Here is a 20,129-nt window from a genome sequence, read left to right as displayed (position 1 = left end):
GTTGGGGCCCTTGTCCGGGGCGCCGCCCTGCGCGGCCCGGTGCGGCGCGTCGCCCTCGTCGTGACGCGTTCCACGCACCCCGCTGCCCCCGCCCTCCCGCGACCTCGGCTGCGCCGGGTCGTTCACTGCGGAGCGTCCAGCCTGTATCCGACGCCGCGTACCGTGCGGATCAGCGTGGGCGACGACGGCACGTCCTCGACCTTCGCGCGCAGCCGCTGGACGCAGGCGTCCACGAGCCGGGAGTCGCCGAGGTAGTCGTGCTCCCACACCAGCCGCAGCAACTGCTGCCGGGACAGGGCCTGTCCGGGGCGCCTGCTCAGTTCCAGCAGCAACCGCAGCTCGGTGGGCGTCAGTTGGAGGTCCCCGCCGTTCTTCGTGACGGTCATCGCGGAACGGTCGATGACGAGTGAGCCGAACGTCGCCGCGTCGTTGGACTCGCGCTCGCCGCGCCGCATCACCGCGCGGATGCGGGCGTCCAGGACCCGTCCCTGCACGGGCTTCACCACGTAGTCGTCGGCGCCCGACTCCAGCCCCACGACCACGTCGATGTCGTCACTGCGGGCGGTGAGCAGGATGATCGGCAACTGGTCCGTGCGCCGGATGCGGCGGCACACCTCGAAGCCGTCGATGCCCGGCAGCATCACGTCCAGCACGATCAGGTCCGGCCGTTGCTCGCGCAGCAGTTTGAGACCGTCCTCGCCGGACGCGGCGGTCACCACGCGGTGGCCCTGGCGGGTGAGACCCATCTCCAGGGCTGTACGTACAGCGTCGTCGTCCTCGATCAGCAACAGGAAAGCCACACCGGCCATTCTGTCCCATGCCCCCCTTCTACTTCGACCGTGCTGCGCGTCACGGTGCCCGGCCGCCCTGCACGCTCGTCGCGCGCCACCGGCCGCGGAGAGCGGTCCGGGCGGGCCTCGCGGGGCGCTCCCCGTAGTGCTCGGCCGCAGCTCAAAGGGGAGGACACGCCCTGCCCGACCCTTGTGACACCGCTGTGACAGACGGGGGACGCGGCGATGAAACTGGCCGTGCAGTGTGTACGTCATCAGCAGGCGACAGGTCGGCCCGAGGGGGGCGCGGGATGAACACACTGCACAGCAGCAACGTCAGCGCAGTCATTCACACGCGTCTGCACACCCCGGCGGTTCCGTCCGGTCACGCTGAAATGCCCGGCGCCTTCACCAAGGGCCAGAGCAAGACGAGCGCCGCCGGCGGCCGGGGGTGCGCCGGTGGCACCGGCCACACGGCCGGCCGAGGGGGAAGCGCGGGGCGCGTGCGTCCGCAGCACATCGCTGCGGTTGAGGGCCTTCGAGGGGAGGCCCGCACGGGGGACGGTGAGTACAGGGAGAAGCCGGGAGCGCGGCACGAGGGCATGTCCGAGGCGGTTGTTTCAGCCTCAGCCGAGGCAGCTGATTCAGCCTCAGCCGAGGCAGTTGTTTCAGCCTCAGCCGAGGCTGAGTTCACCGCCTACGTACGTGAGCGCCGCGCCTCCCTGTACGCCACCGCCTACCACCTCACGGGCGACCGCTTCGAAGCGGAAGACCTGCTGCAGAGCGCGCTGTTCTCCACCTACCGCGCCTGGCACCGCATCAGCGACAAGGCAGCGGTCGGCGGCTACCTGCGCCGGACGATGACGAATCTGCACATCAGCGCGTGGCGCCGCCGCAAGCTGAACGAGTACCCGACGGAGGAGCTGCCGGAGACCGCCGGCGACCAGGACGCGATGCGCGGCACCGAACTGCGCACGGTTCTCTGGCAGGCGCTCGCCCGGCTCCCCGAACTGCAGCGCACGATGCTGGTGCTGCGCTACTACGAGGGACGTACCGACCCCGAGATCGCGGAGGTCCTCGGCATAAGCGTCGGCACCGTGAAGAGCAGCATCTGGCGCTCGCTGCGCCGGCTGCGCGACGACGAGGTGCTCAGCTTCGGCAGGGACCAGGAGGAGTCCTTCGGCGAACTGGTCGCCTGACGGCCTCTCACGAGCACGGAGTTCACGAGCACCGAGTTCACGAGCACGGAGTTTCACAGAAGCCTGAGGCGAGGGCTGGGGGCCCTCGGCGGGGGCCGCAGGACGGGACACGGGTCGTCCCGGGTGCGGGGGAAATACGGGGGGATCAGGGGGAAACGGGAACGGGGGAACACGGGGGAACGGGGACCCGTCCGGGGGGACGGGGCCGGGAGAGCGGGTTCGGGCAACCGGGGGGTCTGCCTGACCCGCTCTCCCTTTTCCCGCTCCGCTTCCACTCCGGACCGGCCCCGTGCCGGTCTGCTTCTCAGCCCGCCGTCTCAGCCCGTCCTGCCGCTCGTTCACGGGGACGACGGGCCGTCACCGGGCCGTACGGGCCTCACCCGCCGCGGACAGCAGCCTGATCCGCTCGGCCGCCTCGTCCCGTCCGCAGGGGTGGGCGCCCAGCGCCCGGTGCCGCTGCACGATCGCGCCCTCGCTCCGCATGAGCCGCCAGCCGCGGCGCAGCAGGAACGGCGGCGACTTCCGTCCTTCGCGCAGGTCGCGCAGGAGACGCCTGCGGAACGTCGTCGTGGGGCGGCCGCGCAGGCAGATCGCGTCGGCGAGCAGGTCCAGTTCGCGGCAGCGGGCGACGATGTCCGCGGCGAAGATCCCCTCGGCGATGAACAGCCGCGCACCGTCGAGGTCGAGCGTCTCCGTCCCGACGCGGGCGCTGAGGGAGATGTCGTAGAGCGGCACCGTGGTGCGCCCCTTCACGCACAGCTCCTGCACGGCGGCGACGGCCGCCTCCGCGTCCCATGAGCGTGCCGAGTCCCAGTCCACGCCCGTGCCGTGCGGCAGCATCGGCAGGGTCGGGTCCCCGGCCTCCTTGTAGAAGTCGTCGAGACGCATGACGGGCAGGCCGCTGCGCGCGGAGAGGCGGGACTTGCCCGCGCCGGACGGTCCGGTCAGCAGGATGACGCGAGGCGAGCGGGATATGTCGTGGGGGTCGGTCACGAGGAACCATTGTCGGTCATCCCGCCGCCGGCGTAACCCGGCGGGGAGTGTGATGCGCTCGGCGGGCACCGGGCATCGGCCGCCGTGAGCTGCACGACGTACCAGGGTGCCGAACTGGGCACGGGCTTCACTCAGGGGACAAGAGGCGTCGCTCATGTCTGGAAGCGTGCACGACTGCGCTCAGCGCGAGGCCGCTGTGTGCGTCCCGCACGGGGCGGGGGATGCACACAGCGGCCCGTCAGCTGGGTTTCTCAGCCCGTCAGACGCCCATCGGGTGCCAGACGGTCTTCGTCTCCAGGTAGGACAGCAGCCTGGACGTGCCCGGGTCGGCGGACCAGTCCGTCTCCGCCTCCTCCGGGCGGCGCACCCGCTTGAGGTTGTCCGCCGCGGCGATCTCCAGCTCCTTCGCCAGGTCGGGATCGCCCGCCGCACCCGTCAGGTCGATCGCGTTGACGTCCTGGTGCGCGGCGAGCGTCGAGCCGACCTCGCGGGTACGTCCGGAGAGGACGTTGACCACGCCGCCGGGCACGTCGGACGTCGCCAGCACCTCCGCCAGTGACAGCGCCGGCAGCGGCGCCTTCTCGGACGGGACCAGCACGGCCGTGTTACCGGTGACGATCACCGGCGCGAGCACGGACACCAGGCCCAGGAAGGACGACTCCTGCGGTGCCAGCACCGCCACCACACCCGTCGGTTCGGGCGTCGAGAGGTTGAAGAAGGGCCCCGCCACGGGGTTGGCGCCGCCGGCGACCTGGGCCACCTTGTCGGACCAGCCCGCGTACCAGACCCAGCGGTCGACGGCGGCGTCGGCCTGGGCTGCCGCGGCCGCCTCCGTCAGCCCCTCCGCGGCGGCGATCTCGGCCGTGAACTGCGCGCGCCGGCCCTCCAGCATCTCCGCGACGCGGTAGAGGATCTGGCCGCGGTTGTAGGCGGTGGCGCCCGACCAGCCGCCGAACGCCTTGCGGGCGGCGACGACCGCGTCGCGGGCGTCCTTGCGGGAGGACTGCGGGGCGTTGGCCAGCCAGCGGCCCTGGGAGTCGGTCACCTCGTACACCCGTCCGCTCTCGCTGCGCGGGAACTTGCCCCCGACGAAGAGCTTGTAGGTCTTCAGCACGTCGACGCGCGCCGGGATACGCGACGCGCCGGCCGCCTGCGACGCGGGCTTGCGCGTACGCGAGGCCGCGGGCTTCCTGGAACCGGCCGCCTTCTGCGCCGCCGCGGTCTTGTCCGCCTTCTTCCGGGACTCGTCAGACATCGAGGTACGCCTCCAGACCGTGACGACCGCCCTCACGGCCGTAACCCGACTCCTGGTAGCCGCCGAACGGCGAGGTCGGGTCGAACTTGTTGAACGTGTTGGCCCAGACGACGCCCGCCCGGAGCCTGCTCGCCATCGCCAGGATGCGCGAGCCCTTCTCCGTCCAGATCCCGGCGGAGAGGCCGTACGGCGTGTTGTTGGCCTTCGCCACCGCCTCGTCCGGGGTGCGGAAGGTCAGCACGGACAGCACCGGTCCGAAGATCTCCTCGCGCGCGATGCGATGCGCCTGGCTGACACCGGTGAAGACGGTCGGCGCGAACCAGTAGCCGTTCGACGGGAGTTCGCAGGGAGCGGACCAGCGCTCGGCGCCCTCCGCCTCACCGGAGTCGGCCAACTCGGTGATGCGGGCGAGCTGTTCGGCGGAGTTGATCGCGCCGACGTCCGTGTTCTTGTCCATCGGGTCGCCGACGCGCAGCGTGCCGAGCCTCCGCTTCAGCGCGTCCAGCAGTTCGTCCTGCACGGACTCCTGCACCAGCAGTCGCGAGCCGGCGCAGCAGACCTGCCCCTGGTTGAAGTAGATCCCGTTGACGATGCCCTCGACGGCCTGGTCGATCGGGGCGTCGTCGAAGACGATGTTGGCGCCCTTGCCGCCGAGTTCGAGGGTGACCTTCTTCCGCGTGCCGGCGACCGTGCGGGCGATCTCCTTGCCGACGGCGGTGGAGCCGGTGAAGGCGACCTTGTCGATGCCGGGGTGCGCGACGAGTCCGGCGCCCGTCGCGCCGTCCCCGGTGAGGATGTTGACGACGCCCTTGGGCAGGCCCGCCTGCCGGCAGACGTCCGCGAAGAACAGGGCGGACAGGGGGGTCGTCTCGGCGGGCTTGAGCACCACGGTGTTGCCCGCCGCCAGCGCCGGGGCGATCTTCCAGGCCAGCATCAGCAGCGGGAAGTTCCACGGGATGACCTGCCCGGCGACTCCGAGAGGCCGCGGCGCGGGCCCGAACCCGGCGTGCTCCAGCTTGTCCGCCCAGCCCGCGTAGTAGAAGAAGTGGGCCGCGACCAGCGGCAGGTCGGCGTCCCGCGTCTCACGGATCGGCTTTCCGTTGTCCAGCGTCTCCAGGACGGCCAGCTCGCGGGCGCGCTCCTGGAGGATGCGGGCGATGCGGAAGATGTACTTCGCCCGCTCGGTGCCCGGCAGCGCGGACCAGCCGGTGAAGGCGGCACGCGCCGCGCGTACCGCGTCCTCGACGTCCGCCGCGCCCGCCTGCGCGACCTCGGAGAGGACCTCCTCGGTCGAGGGGGAGACGGTCTTGAAGACCTTGCCCTCCGCCGCCTCGCGGAACTCGCCGTCGATGAACAGCCCGTAGGACGGGGCGATGTCGACGATCGCGCGGGACTCGGGAGCGGGGGCGTACTCGAAAATCTGGTCTGTCATCTCTGCCTCAGTCCACCGTCACGTAGTCGGGACCGGAGTAGCGGCCGGTGTTCAGCTTCTGGCGCTGCATGAGCAGGTCGTTCAGGAGGCTGGAGGCGCCGAAGCGGAACCAGTCGGGGCTCAGCCAGTCGGGGCCCACGGTCTCGTTGACGACCACGAGGTAGCGCAGGGCGTCCTTCGCGTTGCGGATGCCGCCGGCGGGCTTCACGCCGATCTGCGTGCCGGTGGCCGCGCGGAAGTCGCGCACCGCCTCGAGCATCAGCAGCGTGTTGGGGAGCGTGGCGTTCACGGCCACCTTGCCCGTCGAGGTCTTGATGAAGTCCGCCCCGGCGAGCATGGCGAGCCAGGACGCGCGCCGGATGTTGTCGTACGTCGACAGCTCGCCGTTCTCGAAGATCACCTTGAGGTGGGCGGACCCTCCGTCCCCGGAGCCGACGGGACGACGGCACGCCTCCTTCACCGCCTGGATCTCCTCGAAGACCTTGCCGTACCGGCCGGCCAGGAACGCGCCGCGGTCGATCACCATGTCGATCTCGTCGGCGCCGGCGGCGACGGCCTCCCGGGTGTCGGCCAGCTTGACGGAGAGAGGCGCACGCCCCGACGGGAAGGCGGTCGCCACCGAGGCGACCTTGACCCCGGCGCCGCCGCTCGCGGCCAGCGCCTCCTTCGCCGTCGACGCCATGTCGGGGTAGACGCAGATCGCGGCGACCTGGGGCGTGGTGCGGTCGGTCGGGTCGGGGTTGCTGCCCTTGGCACACAGCGACCGGACCTTGCCGGGGGTGTCGGCCCCTTCGAGCGTGGTCAGGTCGATCATCGAGATGGCCAGGTCGAGGGCGTACGCCTTGGCCGTGGTCTTGATCGAGCGTGTGCCGAGAGTGGCGGCGCGGGCTTCGAGTCCGACCGCGTCGACTCCGGGCAGGCCGTGCAGGTAGCGGCGCAACGCGGCGTCCGACGCGGTGACGTCCGCGAAGGCGGGTGCGGTGGAGGCAGAAGACATGGTCACCAGAGGAGCATATCTACACGCGTAGCTTCGTCGGTAGGGGAGAGAGCGGCCAGGATGCGACGGTCACGCCCGTATCCGGGGCCGTCGCCTCCGCGCGCGCCGCGGCGCCGCGGCAGATCGATGCCGAGCCGCAATGTCGGCCCTCCGGACCCTCCGGCAGAATCAACCCCCATGAGTAGCGAGTCCCGACCTGAACGCGAGCCCGAGCAGCGACGCGAGCCGGAGGCCGAGCCCGCGGAGACCGGGTCCGCGACGGCCGAATCCGCGGAGGCGGGGTCCGCGACGGCCGAGTCTGCGGAGGCGGGGTCCGCGACGGCCGAGTCTGCGGAGGCCGGGTCAGCGGAGGCAAAGGCTGCGGCAGACGAGTCCGCGCCGGCTCCTGGAGCCGCTTCCGGGACGGCCGCCGGGGGCGAGCCCGAGGGCCCCGTCTACGCCGACCGCTGCTACCGCTCACCGGCCGCTCTCGCGGGCGGCGTGATGCTGCTCCTGCTGGCCGCCTGGCTCGGCACGGACGCCCTGCTCCACGGGGTGAGCCGCACGCGGGTCATCGCCCTCTCCGGGCTCCTCTGCGCTGTCCCCCTCGTCGTCGCCTTCACGCTGCGGCCCGCTGTCTACGCGAACGCGCAGCGGATGCGCGTGCGCAATCCGTTCCGGACCATCACCGTCCCGTGGGGGACGGTGGAGTCCCTGCAGTCCGGATATTCCAGCGAGGTCGTCGCCGACGGCACCAAGTACCAACTGTGGTCGATTCCCGTGTCGTTGCGTGCCCGCAAGCGCGCCGCGCGGCAGGTCGAGCGGGCTGAGCGCGCCGCCTCGAAGGGCTCCGCCCCGGCGCGGCCCACCGGTCTGTTCGGACTCGGCGGGGTCTCCGGCGGGAACGACGACGCGATGTCGAAGCGGGCGCCGTCCGATCAGGCGATCGACGAACTGCGCGCCCTCGCCCTGGAGAACGGCGAACGCGGTGCGGCGCAGGGCGAGGTGACCGTGCGGTGGGCGTACGAGATCGCTGTTCCGGCGCTCGCGGGCGGCATCGCCCTGGCGGTCCTGCTCGGGGTGTTCTGACCGCGGCGTTCCGGCAGGGGCGTTCCGGCCGAAGGCTTCTGCCCTGGTGCTCTGACGGGGTGCTCCGCTCGCGGTCTTCTGATCGGACGGCCTGACCGGGAAGGCCCGCCGATTTCCCGCACGGGAAATCGGATCTCCGTCCGCGGCTCGTTCAGCGAAGAAACGAGCCGTATTGTGCGCTGGCTCGCACGGGTGAATTCCCCGAACGGGAAAGACCGCCTGGCGAATCGATTCTCTCTGCGTTGACGCAGGTCATCGCCAGATTTCCCAGCGGAATCCATATCTTCATGAGAGTCGAATCTTCTTGTCCCTGAAGCGTCATCTGGCGAATCTTGCTGACGTCGTCCGTCAACGGGCGATCGGCCAGCCGGCCGAGAACAGAGAAAGCGAGAACTCAGAGTGAAGATTCGAAAGTCTCTGGCAGTTCTGGGGGCAAGCGCCACGCTGGCGCTCGGGTTCGGCGGAGCGATGGCGCCCGCCGCGCAGGCGGACGTTCCGCGGTGGGGCGGCCACGCCGCCTACTCGGCGACCAGCCTCAACACCGGTGCCGTCCAGCACGGGATCGCACGGCGCTCCCTGAGCACGGCGGACGAGCTGCCGCCGGCCGCCTCCGCCAGCCTGCGCTGCTGGAACCCGTCTCTCTCGGGCCGTTCGTTCGCCGTCTCGTGCTCGGGTTCCCGGTACTACGTCTACACCGACTGCACGAACGACCGCCGCTACGTCGTCGGCCCGCTGGCCGGTGCGAAGCGCGTCCGCATCACGTGCCCGGTCGGCAGCCAGGCCATGGACGGCGGCGCCTGGGGCCGCTGAGCCCGTGAGCAGTTGAACGACGAGCGGTCCGAAAGCTGAACCACCGGGTCACCGAGGGGACTTCAGCAGAACGGGACCGCGGTGCACGACCGCACGGCCGGGTCCGGGACTTCCGGGCCCGGCCGTTTCGTGCCGGTTGCGCGGTCGCCCTGCGCAAGTCCGCCGTCGCAAAGGCTTGAGTCTCCAGCGGCTGGAAGGCCGAGACTCGCCCCATGAAGGACGAACCGGAGCCACTCACGATCGGACAGCTCGCCGACCGCACCGGTGTGGCGGTACGCACCGTCCGCTACTGGTCGGACATCGGCCTGCTCCCGCCCGGACGCCGGAGCGGAGGCGGTTACCGGCTGTACGGGGCCGAGGCCGTCGCGCGTCTCGAACTGCTCCGCACCCTGCGCGAGTTGGGTCTCGGGCAGGAGGAGATCAGGCGGGTGCTGAGCAGTGAGGCGACGCTGGCGGAGACAGCCGCCACGCACGTGGCCGCGATCGACGCCCGCATCCGTGCCCTGAAGCTGAACCGGGCCGTCCTGTCCACCGTCGCGGAACGCGGTTCCACCGCAGAGGAGACAGCGCTGATGAACAGGCTCGCCCGGCTCTCGGTCGACGAACGCGCCCAGATCATCGAGGACTTCATGAAGGAGGTGGCCGGAGGGATCGACGACGGCCCGGACATGGAGGAGAAGCTGCGGCGCTCCCCGGTCCGGCTGCCCGAGAACCCCACCGTCGAACAGGTCGACGCCTGGCTGCAGTTGGCGGAGCTGATCCAGGATCCCGGCTTCCGCTCCCGGATGCGCCGGATGCTGGAACTCACCGTGCCGGGACGTCCCGGAGGCTCCATCTGGTGGGCGGGCCACGTGACCGCGACCGTCGCGGAGGCCCGCGAGGAGGGGATCGGCCCGGAGTCCGGGCAGGCGTCCTCCGTGCTGGCAGGCTTGTTCGGGGAGACGGACCGGGCCGAGCTGCTGGAGAGCCTGGAGGCGGGACTGAACGCGGAGGCCGAGCGGTTCCGGCTGCTCATGGCCGAGGTCCGCGGTCACGGGCCGCGGCCACCGCGGCACGACGACCTGGCCTGGCTCGGCAGGGCGCTGCGGGCCGATCTGGAGCGTGCCGGCACCTGACGGCCGCGGCTCCGGTGACGCGTCCGGCCCGCCGACCGGCCGGCCGGTCGCGTCACCCGGGTCCCGAGCGGTGCGCGCTCACACCCCCGCGGCCGCCGCCAAGTCGGCCTTCAGCGCGGCGAGTACGGTGGCCGCCCGGCTGCGGACCTCGGCGAGCGCCGCCTGGTCGCGCACCGGCAGGACGGCCTCCAGGTAGCACTTGAGCTTCGGTTCCGTCCCGCTCGGGCGCACCACGACGCGGGCCTGCTCCACGCCCGCCTCCGGGTCGCCCGCGAGCCGGTACCGCAGTCCGTCCGTGGGCGGCAGGCTCTCGCTTCCCCCTGCCAGGTCCTCCGCCGCGAGGACGGAGAGCCCCGCGAGCACCTTCGGCGGGTCCGACCTCAGGCGCCGCATGGCCGAGCTGATCAGCGAGAGGTCCTCGACACGCACCGAGAGCTGGTCGGTCGCGTGCAGCCCGTGCTTCACGGCGAGGTCGTCCAGCAGGTCCGTCAACGACCGGTCCGCCTGCTTGAGTTCGGCCGCGAGTTCGGCGACGAGCAGGGCCGCCGTGACGCCGTCCTTGTCGCGTACGCCGTCCGGGTCGACGCAGTAGCCCAGAGCCTCCTCGTAGCCGTAGCGCAGGTTCTCGACGCGGGCCAGCCACTTGAAGCCCGTCAGCGTCTCCTCGTACGGGAGGCCGGCCGCGCGCGCGATCCGGGACACCAGCGACGAGGAGACGATCGTCGAAGCGAACGTGCCGCGTGCCCGCTTGTGCACGAGATGGGTGGCGAGGAGCGCGCCGACCTCGTCGCCGCGCAGCATCCGCCAGCCGTCCGCGGACGTCGCGTCGGGCACGGCGACGGCGCAGCGGTCCGCGTCCGGGTCGTTGGCGATGACGAGGTCCACCGGTTCGGACGCGGACGCCTCGCGGGCTGTGGCGAAGGCGAGGTCCATCGCGCCGGGCTCTTCGGGGTTGGGGAAGGCCACGGTCGGGAAGTCCGGATCCGGCTCGGCCTGCCCGGCCACCTGGACGGGAGCCGGGAAGCCCGCGCGGCGGAACGCCGCGTCCAGCGTGCCGGAGCCGACGCCGTGCATGGCGGTGTGCACGACGCGTACGCCGCGCGGGGAGCCCTCCGTCAGCACCGCGCCCGTGCGGGCCAGGTACCGGTCGAGGACGTCCTCGTCCAGCACGTCCCAGCCGGAGTCGGGGCGCGGCACGCCGGCGAGCGGGCCGACGGCGTCGATGCGGGCCGCGATCTGCGCGTCTGCGGGGGGAACGATCTGCGAGCCGCCGCCGAGGTAGACCTTGTAGCCGTTGTCGCGGGGCGGGTTGTGGCTCGCGGTGACCATCACCCCCGCGACGGCGCCCAGCTCCCGGATCGCGAACGCGAGCACGGGCGTGGGCAGCGGCCCGGGCAGCAGCGCCGCCCGCAGACCGGCCCCCGTCATGACGGACGCCGTCTCGCGGGCGAAGTCGTAGCTCTTGTACCGGGCGTCGTAGCCGACGACGACGAGGCCGGGGGCCGAGTCAGTGCCGTGCTGCTCGCGGTCCCGCAGGTAGGCGGCCAGTCCGGCGGCGGCGCGGATCACGACGGCGAGGTTCATCCGCATGGGCCCGGCGCCGAGTTCGCCCCGCAGCCCGGCCGTACCGAACTGGAGGGTGCCGGAGAAGCGGGCCGACAGCTCCTCCCCGTCCCCGGCCTCGATGAGCTTGGCGAGCTCCTCGCGGGTCTCCGGGTCGGGGTCCTCGTCCAGCCAGGCCCGGGCACGGTCGGTCGGCTCACTCACAACGTCCTGCACGGCTCCAGCCTCTCTCCCAGTACGCGACCCGCGGGGCGGGCGGGCCTGTGCCCACCCTGCGCCCTCAGATCCGGTTCAGCACCTGCGCCAGCAGCGAGCCCATCCGGGCGGCCGAATCGCGGCCGGCCTGGAGGACTTCCTCGTGGTTCAGGGGCTCACCCGTCATGCCGGCGGCGAGGTTCGTCACGAGCGAGATGCCGAGCACCTCGGCGCCTGCCTCGCGGGCGGCGATCGCCTCCAGCACGGTGGACATCCCGACGAGGTCCCCGCCGATGGCCCGGACCATGCCGATCTCGGCCGGGGTCTCGTAGTGCGGACCGGGGAGCTGTACGTAGACGCCCTCCTGCAGGGAGGAGTCCACTTCCTGGCAGAGGGTGCGCAACCGGGGGGAGTAGAGGTCGGTGAGGTCGACGAAGTTGGCGCCGACGATGGGGGAGGTGGCGGTCAGGTTGATGTGGTCCTTGATCAGCACCGGCTGGCCCGGCACCATGCCGCCGCGCAGGCCGCCGCAGCCGTTGGTGAGCACGACCGTCTTGCATCCTGCCGCGACGGCCGTGCGGACGCCGTGGGTGACGGCGGCGACTCCGCGGCCCTCGTAGTAGTGCGTGCGCCCGAGGAAGACCAGGACCCGCTTGTCGCCCAGCTCGTGGGAACGCACCGTGCCCGCGTGCCCCTCCACTGCGGGCGGCGGGAAGCCGGGCAGCTCGGTCACCGGGAACTCGCGGTCGGGCTCTCCGAGCGCGTCGGCGGCGGGCACCCAGCCGGAGCCCATCACGAGGACCACGTCGTGGCTGTCCGCACCGGTCAACTCGCGTAGCCGCTCGGCTGCGCTGTCGGCGGAACGGTACGGATCGTCGGCGGTGTTCGAGGCTGATGCGTTCACGCGTTGAGCGTAGCGGTTATGGCCCTACGCGCGTAGACGGCCCCCGGAATTACCCGGGATCCACACAGGGGTGGTACCGCGCCGGAACACGTCCCTCGAACACCGGGGACGGGAGGCCGGCGCCCGCCGCGCTCCGGCTTGCGGGCCTGGTCACGGCGCCGCGGCGGGACGGAGAGGAGGGGGAGGCCAGGCGTGGGGGCGGGGAGCCGGAGGAGGCGCTGTGCGAGGGGCCGGGCCGGGCGCGGATCAGCAGGGCCTCTTGCGGATCTCCATCACGTAGTCGTGCGGTGCGCCGGCGGACTCGGCCGCGTCCGCGATGTCGCCGAGGTAGCGGGCGGAGGGCAGGCCGCCCTCGTAGCCGTTGAGGACGTAGCACCAGGCCGTCGCCTCGCCGTCCAGGGTGTGGACGCGCAGCCGCGTGCGGCGGTAGATGCCGAGGCCCACGCCCTCCCAGCGGTCGAGGGAGTCCTCGTCCATCGGGGCGACGTCGTACAGCGCGACGAAGACCTGCGAGACGGGTGCCTCCACGACCGTCGCCAGCGCGCCTTCCCAGCCCATCTGCTCGCCGCCGAAGGTGAGCCGCCAGCCGGTCACCCAGCCCGTGCCGCGCAGCGGGGAGTGCGGGGCGCGGCGCGACATCAGCCGCGCGTCGAGGTTCGCGGCATAAGCGGCGTAGAGCGACATGACGACGAGGGTACGGGAGTCCACCGCCGCGCCGGCGGTGGCGCAGGGGGCCTGGAGGGTTGCCCGCTCCGGGGCGGAAGCGGGCTCTTTGAGGGATGCGGCGTCCGGCGTGGGGCAAGTGGGGGCGGCGGAGGACGGCCGCGGCGGGAGCGCGGAGTACCACCGGGAGCGACCGTGGCGGGACCCCGGCACGGCCCGGCCGTCCTGCCCGGAGCGGCTCGGAGGGGGGTGCGGGACCGGTCGCATGCACGTGCGGGACAATGGGGTATGTGACTCGGATCGTGATCATCGGTGGCGGACCGGGCGGCTACGAAGCCGCCCTCGTGGCGGCGCAGCTCGGCGCGGAGGTGACCGTCGTCGACTGCGACGGTCTGGGGGGTGCGTCGGTGCTCACCGACTGCGTCCCCTCGAAGACGCTCATCGCGACCGCCGAGGTGATGACGAACTTCGACTCCTCGTACGAGGAGCTGGGCATCCGCGTCGAGGACAGCACGCACGACCCGGACGACCCCGCCCGCGTCGTCGGCGTCGATCTCGGCAAGGTCAACCGCCGCGTGAAGCGCCTCGCCCTGGCGCAGTCGCACGACATCGCCGCGTCGGTGACGCGCGCGGGCGTGCGCGTGCTGCGGGGCCGGGGTCGCGTGGAGCCCGGCCAGGGCCCCGGCGGCTCACGCGAGGTCGTCGTCACGCCGACGGGTGACGGCTCCTCCGGCGCCGGCGGCACGTCCGCGCAGCCTGCGGCCGAGGAGCGGCTGACCGCCGACGCCGTGCTGGTGGCGACGGGAGGGCACCCGCGGGAGATCCCGGACGCCCAGCCGGACGGCGAGCGCATCCTCAACTGGAAGCAGCTCTACGACCTGGAGGAGCTGCCCGAGGAGCTCATCGTCGTGGGTTCCGGTGTGACGGGCGCCGAATTCGCGGGCGCCTACCGGGCGTTGGGCTCAAACGTCACGCTCGTCTCGTCCCGTGACAGGGTGCTGCCGGGAGAGGACCCGGACGCTGCGGCGGTGCTGGAGGACGTCTTCCGGCGCCGCGGGATGAACGTCATGTCCCGTTCCCGCGCGGCCTCCGCCAAGCGCGTCGGCGACCGCGTGGAGGTGGCGCTGCAGGACGGCCGCACGATCACCGGCAGCCACTGCCTCGTCGCGGTCGGCGCGGTGCCCAACACCGCGGACATGGGCCTGGAGGAGGCCGGCGTCCGGCTGAAGGAGTCCGGGCACATCTGGACCGACAAGGTCTCCCGCACCTCCGCTCCCGGCATCTACGCGGCCGGCGACTGCACCGGCGTCTTCGCCCTCGCCTCCGTCGCCGCGATGCAGGGCCGCATCGCGATGTACCACGTGCTGGGGGAGACGGTCACGCCGCTGAATCTCAAGGCGGTCTCGGCGAACGTCTTCACCGATCCGGAGATCGCCACGGTCGGCTACAGCCAGGCCGACGTGGACAGCGGGCGGATGGACGCCTGGTCCGTGAAGCTGCCGCTGCTGCGCAATCCGCGAGCGAAGATGCAGGGCGTCCGGGACGGTTTCGTGAAGCTCTTCTGCCGCCCGGGCACCGGGATCGTGGTGGGCGGCGTGGTCGTCGCGCCGCGGGCGAGCGAGCTGATCCACCCCATCTCCGTCGCCGTCGACAACAACCTGACGGTCGGGCAGATCGCGAACACCTTCACCGTCTATCCGTCGCTGACCGGCTCGATCGGCGAGGTGGCACGGCAGTTGCACACCCGGAAGACCGCCGAGGACGCATAAACCGGCCGACCGGTTCGTCCGCTTCGTGGGTATACCATGCGGCCCGTGCAGCTATGGACAACTTCCAATAATCGACGAAAACTGCTGAAAGCAGACGGTCGTTGGGGTTACTGTCAGTTCCGTGTTCGCTGCAGAACGTCGCCAATTGATCCTGGAAATGGTCCGCGCGAACGGAGCCGTGTCGCTCCGTGAGCTCGCACGCGTCGTCCAGACCTCCGAAGTGACCGTGCGCCGTGACGTCCGCGCGCTGGAGGCAGAAGGGCTGCTCGACCGCCGGCACGGCGGCGCCGTCCTGCCGGGCGGATTCACCCGCGAGTCCGGGTTCCCGCAGAAGTCCCACCTGGCGAGTGCGGAGAAGACGGCCATCGCCGACATCGCCGCCGGGCTCGTCGGGGAGGGCGAGGCCGTCGTCGTCGGCGCGGGGACGACGACGCAGGAGCTGGCGCGGAGACTCGCGCGCGTCCCGGGGCTGACGGTGGTGACCAACTCCCTGCTCGTCGCACAGGCGCTGGCACACGCCAACCGCGTCGAAGTGGTGATGACCGGCGGCACGTTGCGCGGTTCGAACTACGCGCTCGTCGGCAGTGGTGCGGAGCAGTCGCTCCAGGGCCTGCGGGTCTCCCGCGCCTTCCTCTCCGGAAGCGGCCTCACCGCCGAACGCGGCCTCTCGACGTCCAACATGCTCTCGGCGAGCGTCGACCGGGCTCTGGTGCAGGCCGCTGCCGAGGTCGTCGTGCTCGCCGACCACACGAAGCTGGGCCGCGACACGATGTTCCAGACGGTTCCGGCCGACGTCATGACGCGCCTGGTGACGGACAAGCCCCCGCCCCAGCACGACCGCGCGGGCACGGAGTTGCAGGCGCTCGCGGACCAGGGCGTGCAGATCACCGTGGCCGGGACGGCCCAGGCCGGAGGCGCCGAGGGCGCCGCGCAGGCGCATGGAGGAGGCGGTGGCGGGAGCGGCCCGGGAGGCCGCGGAGGTGAGCCCGCTCGCGGCGGCGAGAAGGGCCGCCGGGAGATGCCGATGCCCGGGCAGCGGCGCAACCACCCGCAGGGCGGGGGAGGTTCGGGTCCTCCGGGCGCCTCGTCGGGTCCGCCGCAGCTGCGCAGCGCCCCGTCACTGCCCGACCAGGCGCAGGGCGGCGGGCGCGTGGCCGATCTGGCTCCCAGGCGCCGCTGAGCGGCCCTCCGTTCGCGGGGCGGTCCCGTCGGACGCGGAGCTGTCCGGACGTGGAACTGCTCGCCGTGGGGCGCCCGTTGAACGAGCGCCGCCACGGCGAGCAGCCGTAACGCTTCCTTCGCCTGACGGGCTGCCGGACGCATACGCCCCCGGCAGCCCGTCAGGTTCAGTCCTTGATCTCGCAGATGACGGTGCCCGCCGAGAGCGAGCCGCCGACCTCCGCCCGCAGGTCCTTGACCGTGCCGGAGCGGTGCGCGTTCAGAGGCTGCTCCATCTTCATCGCCTCCAGCACGACGACGAGTTCGCCCTCCTCGACGTGCTGCCCCTCCTCGACGGCCACCTTCACGATGGTGCCCTGCATGGGGGAGGCGAGGGCGTCACCGGAGGCGGCGCTGCCCGCCTTCTTGGACGCCTTGCGCTTGGGCTTCTTGCTGCCGCCCGCCGCCGGGGCCGCGGTCACCCCCAGCGAGGACGGGAGGGAGACCTCGAGGCGCTTGCCGCCGACCTCGACGACGACGGTCTCGCGGCTGGACTCGTCCTCGTCGGCATCGGCACCCGCACCGGCGAAGGGCTCGATCTCGTTGACGAACTCCGTCTCGATCCAGCGGGTGTGCACGTCGAAGGGGCCGTCCGGGCGGCCGTTGACCTCCGGAGCGAACTTCTCGTCGCGTACGACGACGCGGTGGAACGGCAGCGCCGTCGCCATGCCCTCGACGGTGAACTCGTCCAGGGCACGGGCCGCCCGCTGCAGCGCCTGCTGCCGGGTGGCGCCGGTGACGATGAGCTTGGCGAGCAGCGAGTCCCAGGCGGGGCCGATGACCGAGCCGGACTCGACGCCCGCGTCGAGCCGGACGCCGGGGCCGGAGGGCGGCGCGAAGGTGGTGACGGTGCCGGGCGCGGGCAGGAAGTTGCGGCCCGGGTCCTCGCCGTTGATGCGGAACTCGAAGGAGTGGCCGCGCAGTTGAGGGTCGTCGTACTCCAGGGCCTCGCCGTCGGCGATGCGGAACATCTCGCGGACGAGGTCGATCCCGGTGACCTCCTCGGTCACGGGGTGCTCCACCTGCAGACGGGTGTTGACCTCCAGGAAGGAGATCGTGCCGTCCTGCCCGACGAGGAACTCGCAGGTGCCGGCGCCGGCATAGCCGGCCTCCTTGAGGATGGCCTTCGACGCGCGGTACAGCTCCGCGTTCTGCTCCTCGGTCAGGAACGGCGCGGGGGCCTCCTCGACGAGCTTCTGGTGGCGGCGCTGGAGGGAGCAGTCACGCGTGGAGACCACGACGACGTTGCCGTGCTTGTCCGCCAGGCACTGGGTCTCGACGTGGCGCGGGCGGTCCAGGTAGCGCTCCACGAAGCACTCGCCGCGGCCGAACGCCGCGACGGCCTCGCGTACCGCCGAGTCGTACAGCTCCGCGACCTCGTCCAGCGAGCGGGCCACCTTCAGGCCGCGTCCGCCGCCGCCGAACGCCGCCTTGATGGCGATGGGGAGGCCGTGCTCCTCGGCGAACGCGACGACCTCGTCGGCGCCGGAGACGGGGTCCTTGGTGCCCGCGACGAGCGGAGCGCCGGCGCGCTGGGCGATGTGCCGGGCGGCGACCTTGTCGCCGAGGCCCCGGATCGCGTCCGGCGGGGGGCCGATCCAGGTCAGCCCGGCGTCCATGACGGCCTGCGCGAAGTCGGCGTTCTCCGAGAGGAATCCGTATCCGGGGTGGACGGCGTCCGCGTCCGAATCGGCCGCCGCCTTCAGCACCTTGTCCATGTCGAGGTAACTGGCCGCCGGAGTGTCACCGCCCAGGGCGAATGCCTCGTCGGCCACCCGGACGTGCAACGCGTCCCGGTCCGGCTCGGCATAGACGGCGACGCTGGCGATTCCCGCGTCCCTGCAGGCGCGGGCGACGCGAACAGCGATTTCGCCGCGGTTGGCGATGAGCACCTTGCGCACGATGTCTCCCTACTTGGCGCTGCTCCGCAACAAGATTCGATGTGCTGAGTGGTGAAAGTTTAGGTACTGACGACACCCCAGGCCGAGTCGCCCTCGGGCGTGAGCTTGCCCACACGCAGTGTTACCCGCGGTCGTCACGGGCCTCCGTGTGCCTTGCCACCCCAAGGTACGCCGGGTTCCCCGGGAAGCTCGGCGAACCGGCGATGTGGGCAAGGTCTCCGCCCCGCAACGCGGGCCGCGGCGGCAGGTCTTTGTGGGATCCCTATGAAAGCGGGAGGGAAACTTTGCTTCGCGTCGATCCTCTTGCCCGCCGTGATACCCGTAAGTAGCGTTCGCGGTGCCATAGCGACGTACTCCAGGTAACCGGGAGCATCGCCGTGGCGGCGGACATAAGAGGAGCGGAAGAGGGTGGGCGGGGTGGGGCTCAGACGCTGGGTGGCCGGGGCCGCGGCGCTGATACTGACTGTCGAGGCGGTCGGCATCGTTCTGCTGCATATCTTCCTGAGCATGGTCGTGGACGAGCAGCAGATGTCCATGGCGGGACTCGAACCCCGCTCGATGTCGCTCTCCGCGGTCGTCGCCGGGGGGCTCTTCGGCGGCTATCTGCTGCTGTGCGCCGCGGTGTTGGTGCGTACGGCCGTGCGCGACCGTGCGCCCACCGGACTGCTGCGCATCGTCCTGATCAGCGCGGCCGTGGTGCACGGCCTGCTCGGCGCGGCGACGGTCGGACTGGTGGGCTGGGCCGCGTTCCTCTTCATGATGGTCGTGCTGGGCCTCATCGTCTGGTCGCTCGTCTCCTACAGCGTCGAGGAGGCCGCCGAGCGGGAGGGCCCTCCGCCGGGCCCGGCAGGCGGGCCCGCCGCCCCCGCGGCGCCGGACCCCAGGCCGTCCGCTTCCTGAACCGGCTGCTCCCGCAGGGCAGTTCGGGACGGGGCCGTCCGCCGCGCCTGCGGGCTTCGGCGGCTCACGTCCACAGATCGGTGATCCGCACGTCCAGTTCGGCCAGCAGCTTGCGGAGCAACGGCAGCGACAGGCCGATGACGTTGCCGTGGTCGCCCTCGATGCGCTCGACGAACGGCGCGGAGCGGCCGTCGAGGGTGAACGCGCCCGCGACGTGGAGCGGTTCGCCCGACGCCACGTAGGCGGCGACCTCCTCGTCGGACGGCTCGCCGAAGTGGACGGTCGTGGAAGCCGTCGCCGAAGTACGCGCACCGGTGCGGCCGTCGATCACGCAGTGACCGGTCTGCAGCACCCCGGAACGCCCCCGCATCGCCTTCCAGCGGGCTGCCGCCTCCTCGGCGTCCACGGGCTTGCCGAGCGGCCTGCCGTCCAGCTCCAGCACCGAGTCGCAGCCCACGACGAGAGCGTCCTCCGCCTTCGGAAGGCCCGCGACCGCAGCGGCCTTGGCCTCGGCCAGGACCTTCGCCAGCGCGGCCGGGGTGGGCGCGTCCAGCAGGTCCTCGTCCACGCCGCTGACGACCACCTCGGGGTCGAACCCGGCCTGCCGCAGCAGCCCCAGCCGCGCTGGCGAGGCGGAGGCGAGCACGAGCCGGCGGACGGTCCGGCCCGGGCCGGACGCGGTGGACTCGCCGGAGCCGGCGGGGGCCGGCGGCTGGGAAGAGGGGGAGGGTTCAGAGGTCATGACGCCATCGTAGGGACCCGGCAGGGGCCGCCGGAGGGCTCGTCTGCCCGCTGCGGGCGCCCGGGGGCCTGCGTCAGCGGACGCTGACGAGGAGCAGCAGGGTCACGACCACGATCGGCAGGAGCCAGCTGAGACGTCCCAGCATCGCCAGGGTGGCGCGCATCTCCTTGGGAGGCTCGTCGCGGGGGTCGGTCCACAGCATGGATTCCATGGTGCGGCGGAGCGGCGGTGAGCACCTGAGTACGCGTACTCATTCGTGCAGATCGGGCACTTGGAGGGGTGCCCGAACGGGCATCGGAACGCCCTGCCGGGCGAGGCTGCCAGGCAGGGCGTTCCGTGTCCGGTTCATCCGGCTCGTTCGGTTCGTTCCGCCGCGTGCGGCGCGGGCGGTCAGGCGGGCCAGTACGTCGTGCGCCACGCCTTCGGCCCCGGGTGCGGGACCCTGCGCGGCACGGTGCGTGCCGGGTCGGACCATTCGTCGGCGGCCACGGAGGCCGGCCCGGTCTCCACCATCGCGGCGGCGCGCGCTCTGACCACCGCCAGGGCGGCGGCCAGCTCCTCCGGAGTCGGGTTGCCCCGTACGACCTTGATGGGCGGGAACGGCGGGTGCTCCCCTGACGTCGAGTCGAGCATGC

Annotated in this window: 19 protein-coding genes; 7 read left to right on the top strand and 12 right to left on the bottom strand. The window is 72.1% G+C overall.

The window, feature by feature from the left end; translation table 11 throughout:
- Positions 1–122: 122 nt before the first annotated feature.
- Entirely contained in the window at positions 123–800 is a 678-nt protein-coding gene (gene afsQ1, locus H181DRAFT_RS04915; protein WP_074467710.1) for a two-component system response regulator AfsQ1, read from the bottom strand.
- 281 nt (positions 801–1,081) lie between these two features.
- Between afsQ1 and H181DRAFT_RS04910 the strand changes: the two genes are divergently transcribed.
- A complete protein-coding gene (locus H181DRAFT_RS04910; protein WP_045862920.1) occupies positions 1,082–1,969 on the top strand; it encodes a SigE family RNA polymerase sigma factor in 888 nt (295 codons plus the stop codon).
- A gap of 357 nt (positions 1,970–2,326) precedes the next feature.
- Here H181DRAFT_RS04910 and H181DRAFT_RS04905 read toward each other — a convergent pair whose 3' ends face one another.
- The 4 genes from H181DRAFT_RS04905 to deoC form a co-directional block, all read right to left on the bottom strand.
- A complete protein-coding gene (locus H181DRAFT_RS04905) occupies positions 2,327–2,962 on the bottom strand; it encodes a hypothetical protein (protein WP_045862919.1) in 636 nt (211 codons plus the stop codon).
- Positions 2,963–3,221: 259 nt separating this feature from the next.
- Positions 3,222–4,094 carry an aldehyde dehydrogenase family protein gene (locus tag H181DRAFT_RS04900; protein ID WP_045863098.1) on the bottom strand — a complete coding sequence of 291 codons (873 nt, stop codon included), beginning with the start codon at positions 4,092–4,094 and terminating at the stop codon, positions 3,222–3,224.
- Between the two features lie 115 nt (positions 4,095–4,209).
- Entirely contained in the window at positions 4,210–5,649 is a 1,440-nt protein-coding gene (locus tag H181DRAFT_RS04895) for an aldehyde dehydrogenase family protein (protein WP_045862918.1), read from the bottom strand.
- 7 nt (positions 5,650–5,656) lie between these two features.
- Complete coding sequence (gene deoC / locus H181DRAFT_RS04890) at positions 5,657–6,646, bottom strand: deoxyribose-phosphate aldolase (protein WP_045862917.1); 990 nt, start codon at positions 6,644–6,646, stop codon at positions 5,657–5,659.
- A gap of 177 nt (positions 6,647–6,823) precedes the next feature.
- On the opposite strand from deoC, the gene H181DRAFT_RS04885 reads away from it, so the two are divergent.
- The 3 genes from H181DRAFT_RS04885 to H181DRAFT_RS04875 all read left to right on the top strand — a co-directional run bounded on the left by H181DRAFT_RS04885 (position 6,824) and on the right by H181DRAFT_RS04875 (position 9,639).
- On the top strand, positions 6,824–7,714 hold the full coding sequence (locus H181DRAFT_RS04885; protein WP_368073248.1) for a PH domain-containing protein: 891 nt from the start codon (positions 6,824–6,826) through the stop codon (positions 7,712–7,714).
- Between the two features lie 399 nt (positions 7,715–8,113).
- Positions 8,114–8,524: a hypothetical protein gene (locus H181DRAFT_RS04880; protein WP_045862916.1), complete on the top strand. Its 411-nt coding sequence runs from the start codon at positions 8,114–8,116 to the stop codon at positions 8,522–8,524.
- A gap of 212 nt (positions 8,525–8,736) precedes the next feature.
- The gene (locus H181DRAFT_RS04875) at positions 8,737–9,639 is read left to right on the top strand and encodes a helix-turn-helix domain-containing protein (RefSeq protein ID WP_045862915.1); all 903 of its coding nucleotides are present in this window, start codon (positions 8,737–8,739) and stop codon (positions 9,637–9,639) included.
- Positions 9,640–9,717: 78 nt separating this feature from the next.
- On the opposite strand, the gene H181DRAFT_RS04870 is transcribed toward H181DRAFT_RS04875, so the two are convergent.
- The 3 genes from H181DRAFT_RS04870 to H181DRAFT_RS04860 form a co-directional block, all read right to left on the bottom strand.
- A complete protein-coding gene (locus H181DRAFT_RS04870) occupies positions 9,718–11,418 on the bottom strand; it encodes a phospho-sugar mutase (RefSeq protein WP_045862914.1) in 1,701 nt (566 codons plus the stop codon).
- A gap of 64 nt (positions 11,419–11,482) precedes the next feature.
- On the bottom strand, positions 11,483–12,301 hold the full coding sequence (locus tag H181DRAFT_RS04865; RefSeq protein ID WP_045862913.1) for a purine-nucleoside phosphorylase: 819 nt from the start codon (positions 12,299–12,301) through the stop codon (positions 11,483–11,485).
- A gap of 246 nt (positions 12,302–12,547) precedes the next feature.
- A complete protein-coding gene (locus H181DRAFT_RS04860; protein WP_045863096.1) occupies positions 12,548–12,985 on the bottom strand; it encodes a gamma-glutamylcyclotransferase family protein in 438 nt (145 codons plus the stop codon).
- Positions 12,986–13,245: 260 nt separating this feature from the next.
- Between H181DRAFT_RS04860 and H181DRAFT_RS04855 the strand changes: the two genes are divergently transcribed.
- Positions 13,246–14,733 carry an NAD(P)H-quinone dehydrogenase gene (locus H181DRAFT_RS04855; protein WP_045862912.1) on the top strand — a complete coding sequence of 496 codons (1,488 nt, stop codon included), beginning with the start codon at positions 13,246–13,248 and terminating at the stop codon, positions 14,731–14,733.
- A 121-nt stretch (positions 14,734–14,854) separates the two neighbouring features.
- On the top strand, positions 14,855–15,913 hold the full coding sequence (locus tag H181DRAFT_RS04850) for a DeoR/GlpR family DNA-binding transcription regulator (protein WP_074467709.1): 1,059 nt from the start codon (positions 14,855–14,857) through the stop codon (positions 15,911–15,913).
- 166 nt (positions 15,914–16,079) lie between these two features.
- Here the strand turns inward: H181DRAFT_RS04850 and H181DRAFT_RS04845 are convergent, their stop codons facing one another.
- Complete coding sequence (locus H181DRAFT_RS04845) at positions 16,080–17,852, bottom strand: acetyl/propionyl/methylcrotonyl-CoA carboxylase subunit alpha (RefSeq protein ID WP_045862910.1); 1,773 nt, start codon at positions 17,850–17,852, stop codon at positions 16,080–16,082.
- A 435-nt stretch (positions 17,853–18,287) separates the two neighbouring features.
- Between H181DRAFT_RS04845 and H181DRAFT_RS04840 the strand changes: the two genes are divergently transcribed.
- A complete protein-coding gene (locus tag H181DRAFT_RS04840; RefSeq protein WP_045863095.1) occupies positions 18,288–18,752 on the top strand; it encodes a hypothetical protein in 465 nt (154 codons plus the stop codon).
- Between the two features lie 64 nt (positions 18,753–18,816).
- Here the strand turns inward: H181DRAFT_RS04840 and H181DRAFT_RS04835 are convergent, their stop codons facing one another.
- The 3 genes from H181DRAFT_RS04835 to H181DRAFT_RS04830 all read right to left on the bottom strand — a co-directional run bounded on the left by H181DRAFT_RS04835 (position 18,817) and on the right by H181DRAFT_RS04830 (position 20,127).
- Positions 18,817–19,494 (bottom strand): Maf family protein, encoded by a 678-nt coding sequence (locus H181DRAFT_RS04835; RefSeq protein ID WP_078895489.1) that lies wholly within the window; start codon positions 19,492–19,494, stop codon positions 18,817–18,819.
- Between the two features lie 73 nt (positions 19,495–19,567).
- Positions 19,568–19,696, bottom strand: a complete 129-nt coding sequence (mmpB, locus tag H181DRAFT_RS30120) for a morphogenic membrane protein MmpB (protein ID WP_302622627.1) — start codon at positions 19,694–19,696, stop codon at positions 19,568–19,570.
- Between the two features lie 188 nt (positions 19,697–19,884).
- Positions 19,885–20,127 (bottom strand): acyl-CoA carboxylase subunit epsilon, encoded by a 243-nt coding sequence (locus H181DRAFT_RS04830; protein WP_045862909.1) that lies wholly within the window; start codon positions 20,125–20,127, stop codon positions 19,885–19,887.
- Positions 20,128–20,129: the final 2 nt, after the last annotated feature.

The sequence above is a fragment of the Streptomyces sp. WMMB 714 genome (assembly GCF_900090125.1).
In the GTDB taxonomy this organism is placed as follows: domain Bacteria; phylum Actinomycetota; class Actinomycetes; order Streptomycetales; family Streptomycetaceae; genus Streptomyces; species Streptomyces daqingensis.
This window is presented reverse-complemented; position numbering and strand designations above follow the sequence as displayed.

What these genes read in the sequence shown, in the direction of transcription:
- H181DRAFT_RS04895 (WP_045862918.1), bottom strand. Translation starts at nt 5,649, where the DNA reads ATGACAGACCAGATTTTCGAGTACGCCCCCGCTCCCGAGTCCCGCGCG.
- H181DRAFT_RS04910 (WP_045862920.1), top strand. Translation starts at nt 1,082, where the DNA reads ATGAACACACTGCACAGCAGCAACGTCAGCGCAGTCATTCACACGCGT.
- deoC (WP_045862917.1), bottom strand. Translation starts at nt 6,646, where the DNA reads ATGTCTTCTGCCTCCACCGCACCCGCCTTCGCGGACGTCACCGCGTCG.
- H181DRAFT_RS04830 (WP_045862909.1), bottom strand. Translation starts at nt 20,127, where the DNA reads ATGCTCGACTCGACGTCAGGGGAGCACCCGCCGTTCCCGCCCATCAAG.
- H181DRAFT_RS04875 (WP_045862915.1), top strand. Translation starts at nt 8,737, where the DNA reads ATGAAGGACGAACCGGAGCCACTCACGATCGGACAGCTCGCCGACCGC.
- H181DRAFT_RS04855 (WP_045862912.1), top strand. Translation starts at nt 13,246, where the DNA reads ATGGGGTATGTGACTCGGATCGTGATCATCGGTGGCGGACCGGGCGGC.
- H181DRAFT_RS04885 (WP_368073248.1), top strand. Translation starts at nt 6,824, where the DNA reads ATGAGTAGCGAGTCCCGACCTGAACGCGAGCCCGAGCAGCGACGCGAG.
- mmpB (WP_302622627.1), bottom strand. Translation starts at nt 19,696, where the DNA reads ATGCTGTGGACCGACCCCCGCGACGAGCCTCCCAAGGAGATGCGCGCC.
- H181DRAFT_RS04835 (WP_078895489.1), bottom strand. Translation starts at nt 19,494, where the DNA reads ATGACCTCTGAACCCTCCCCCTCTTCCCAGCCGCCGGCCCCCGCCGGC.
- H181DRAFT_RS04860 (WP_045863096.1), bottom strand. Translation starts at nt 12,985, where the DNA reads ATGTCGCTCTACGCCGCTTATGCCGCGAACCTCGACGCGCGGCTGATG.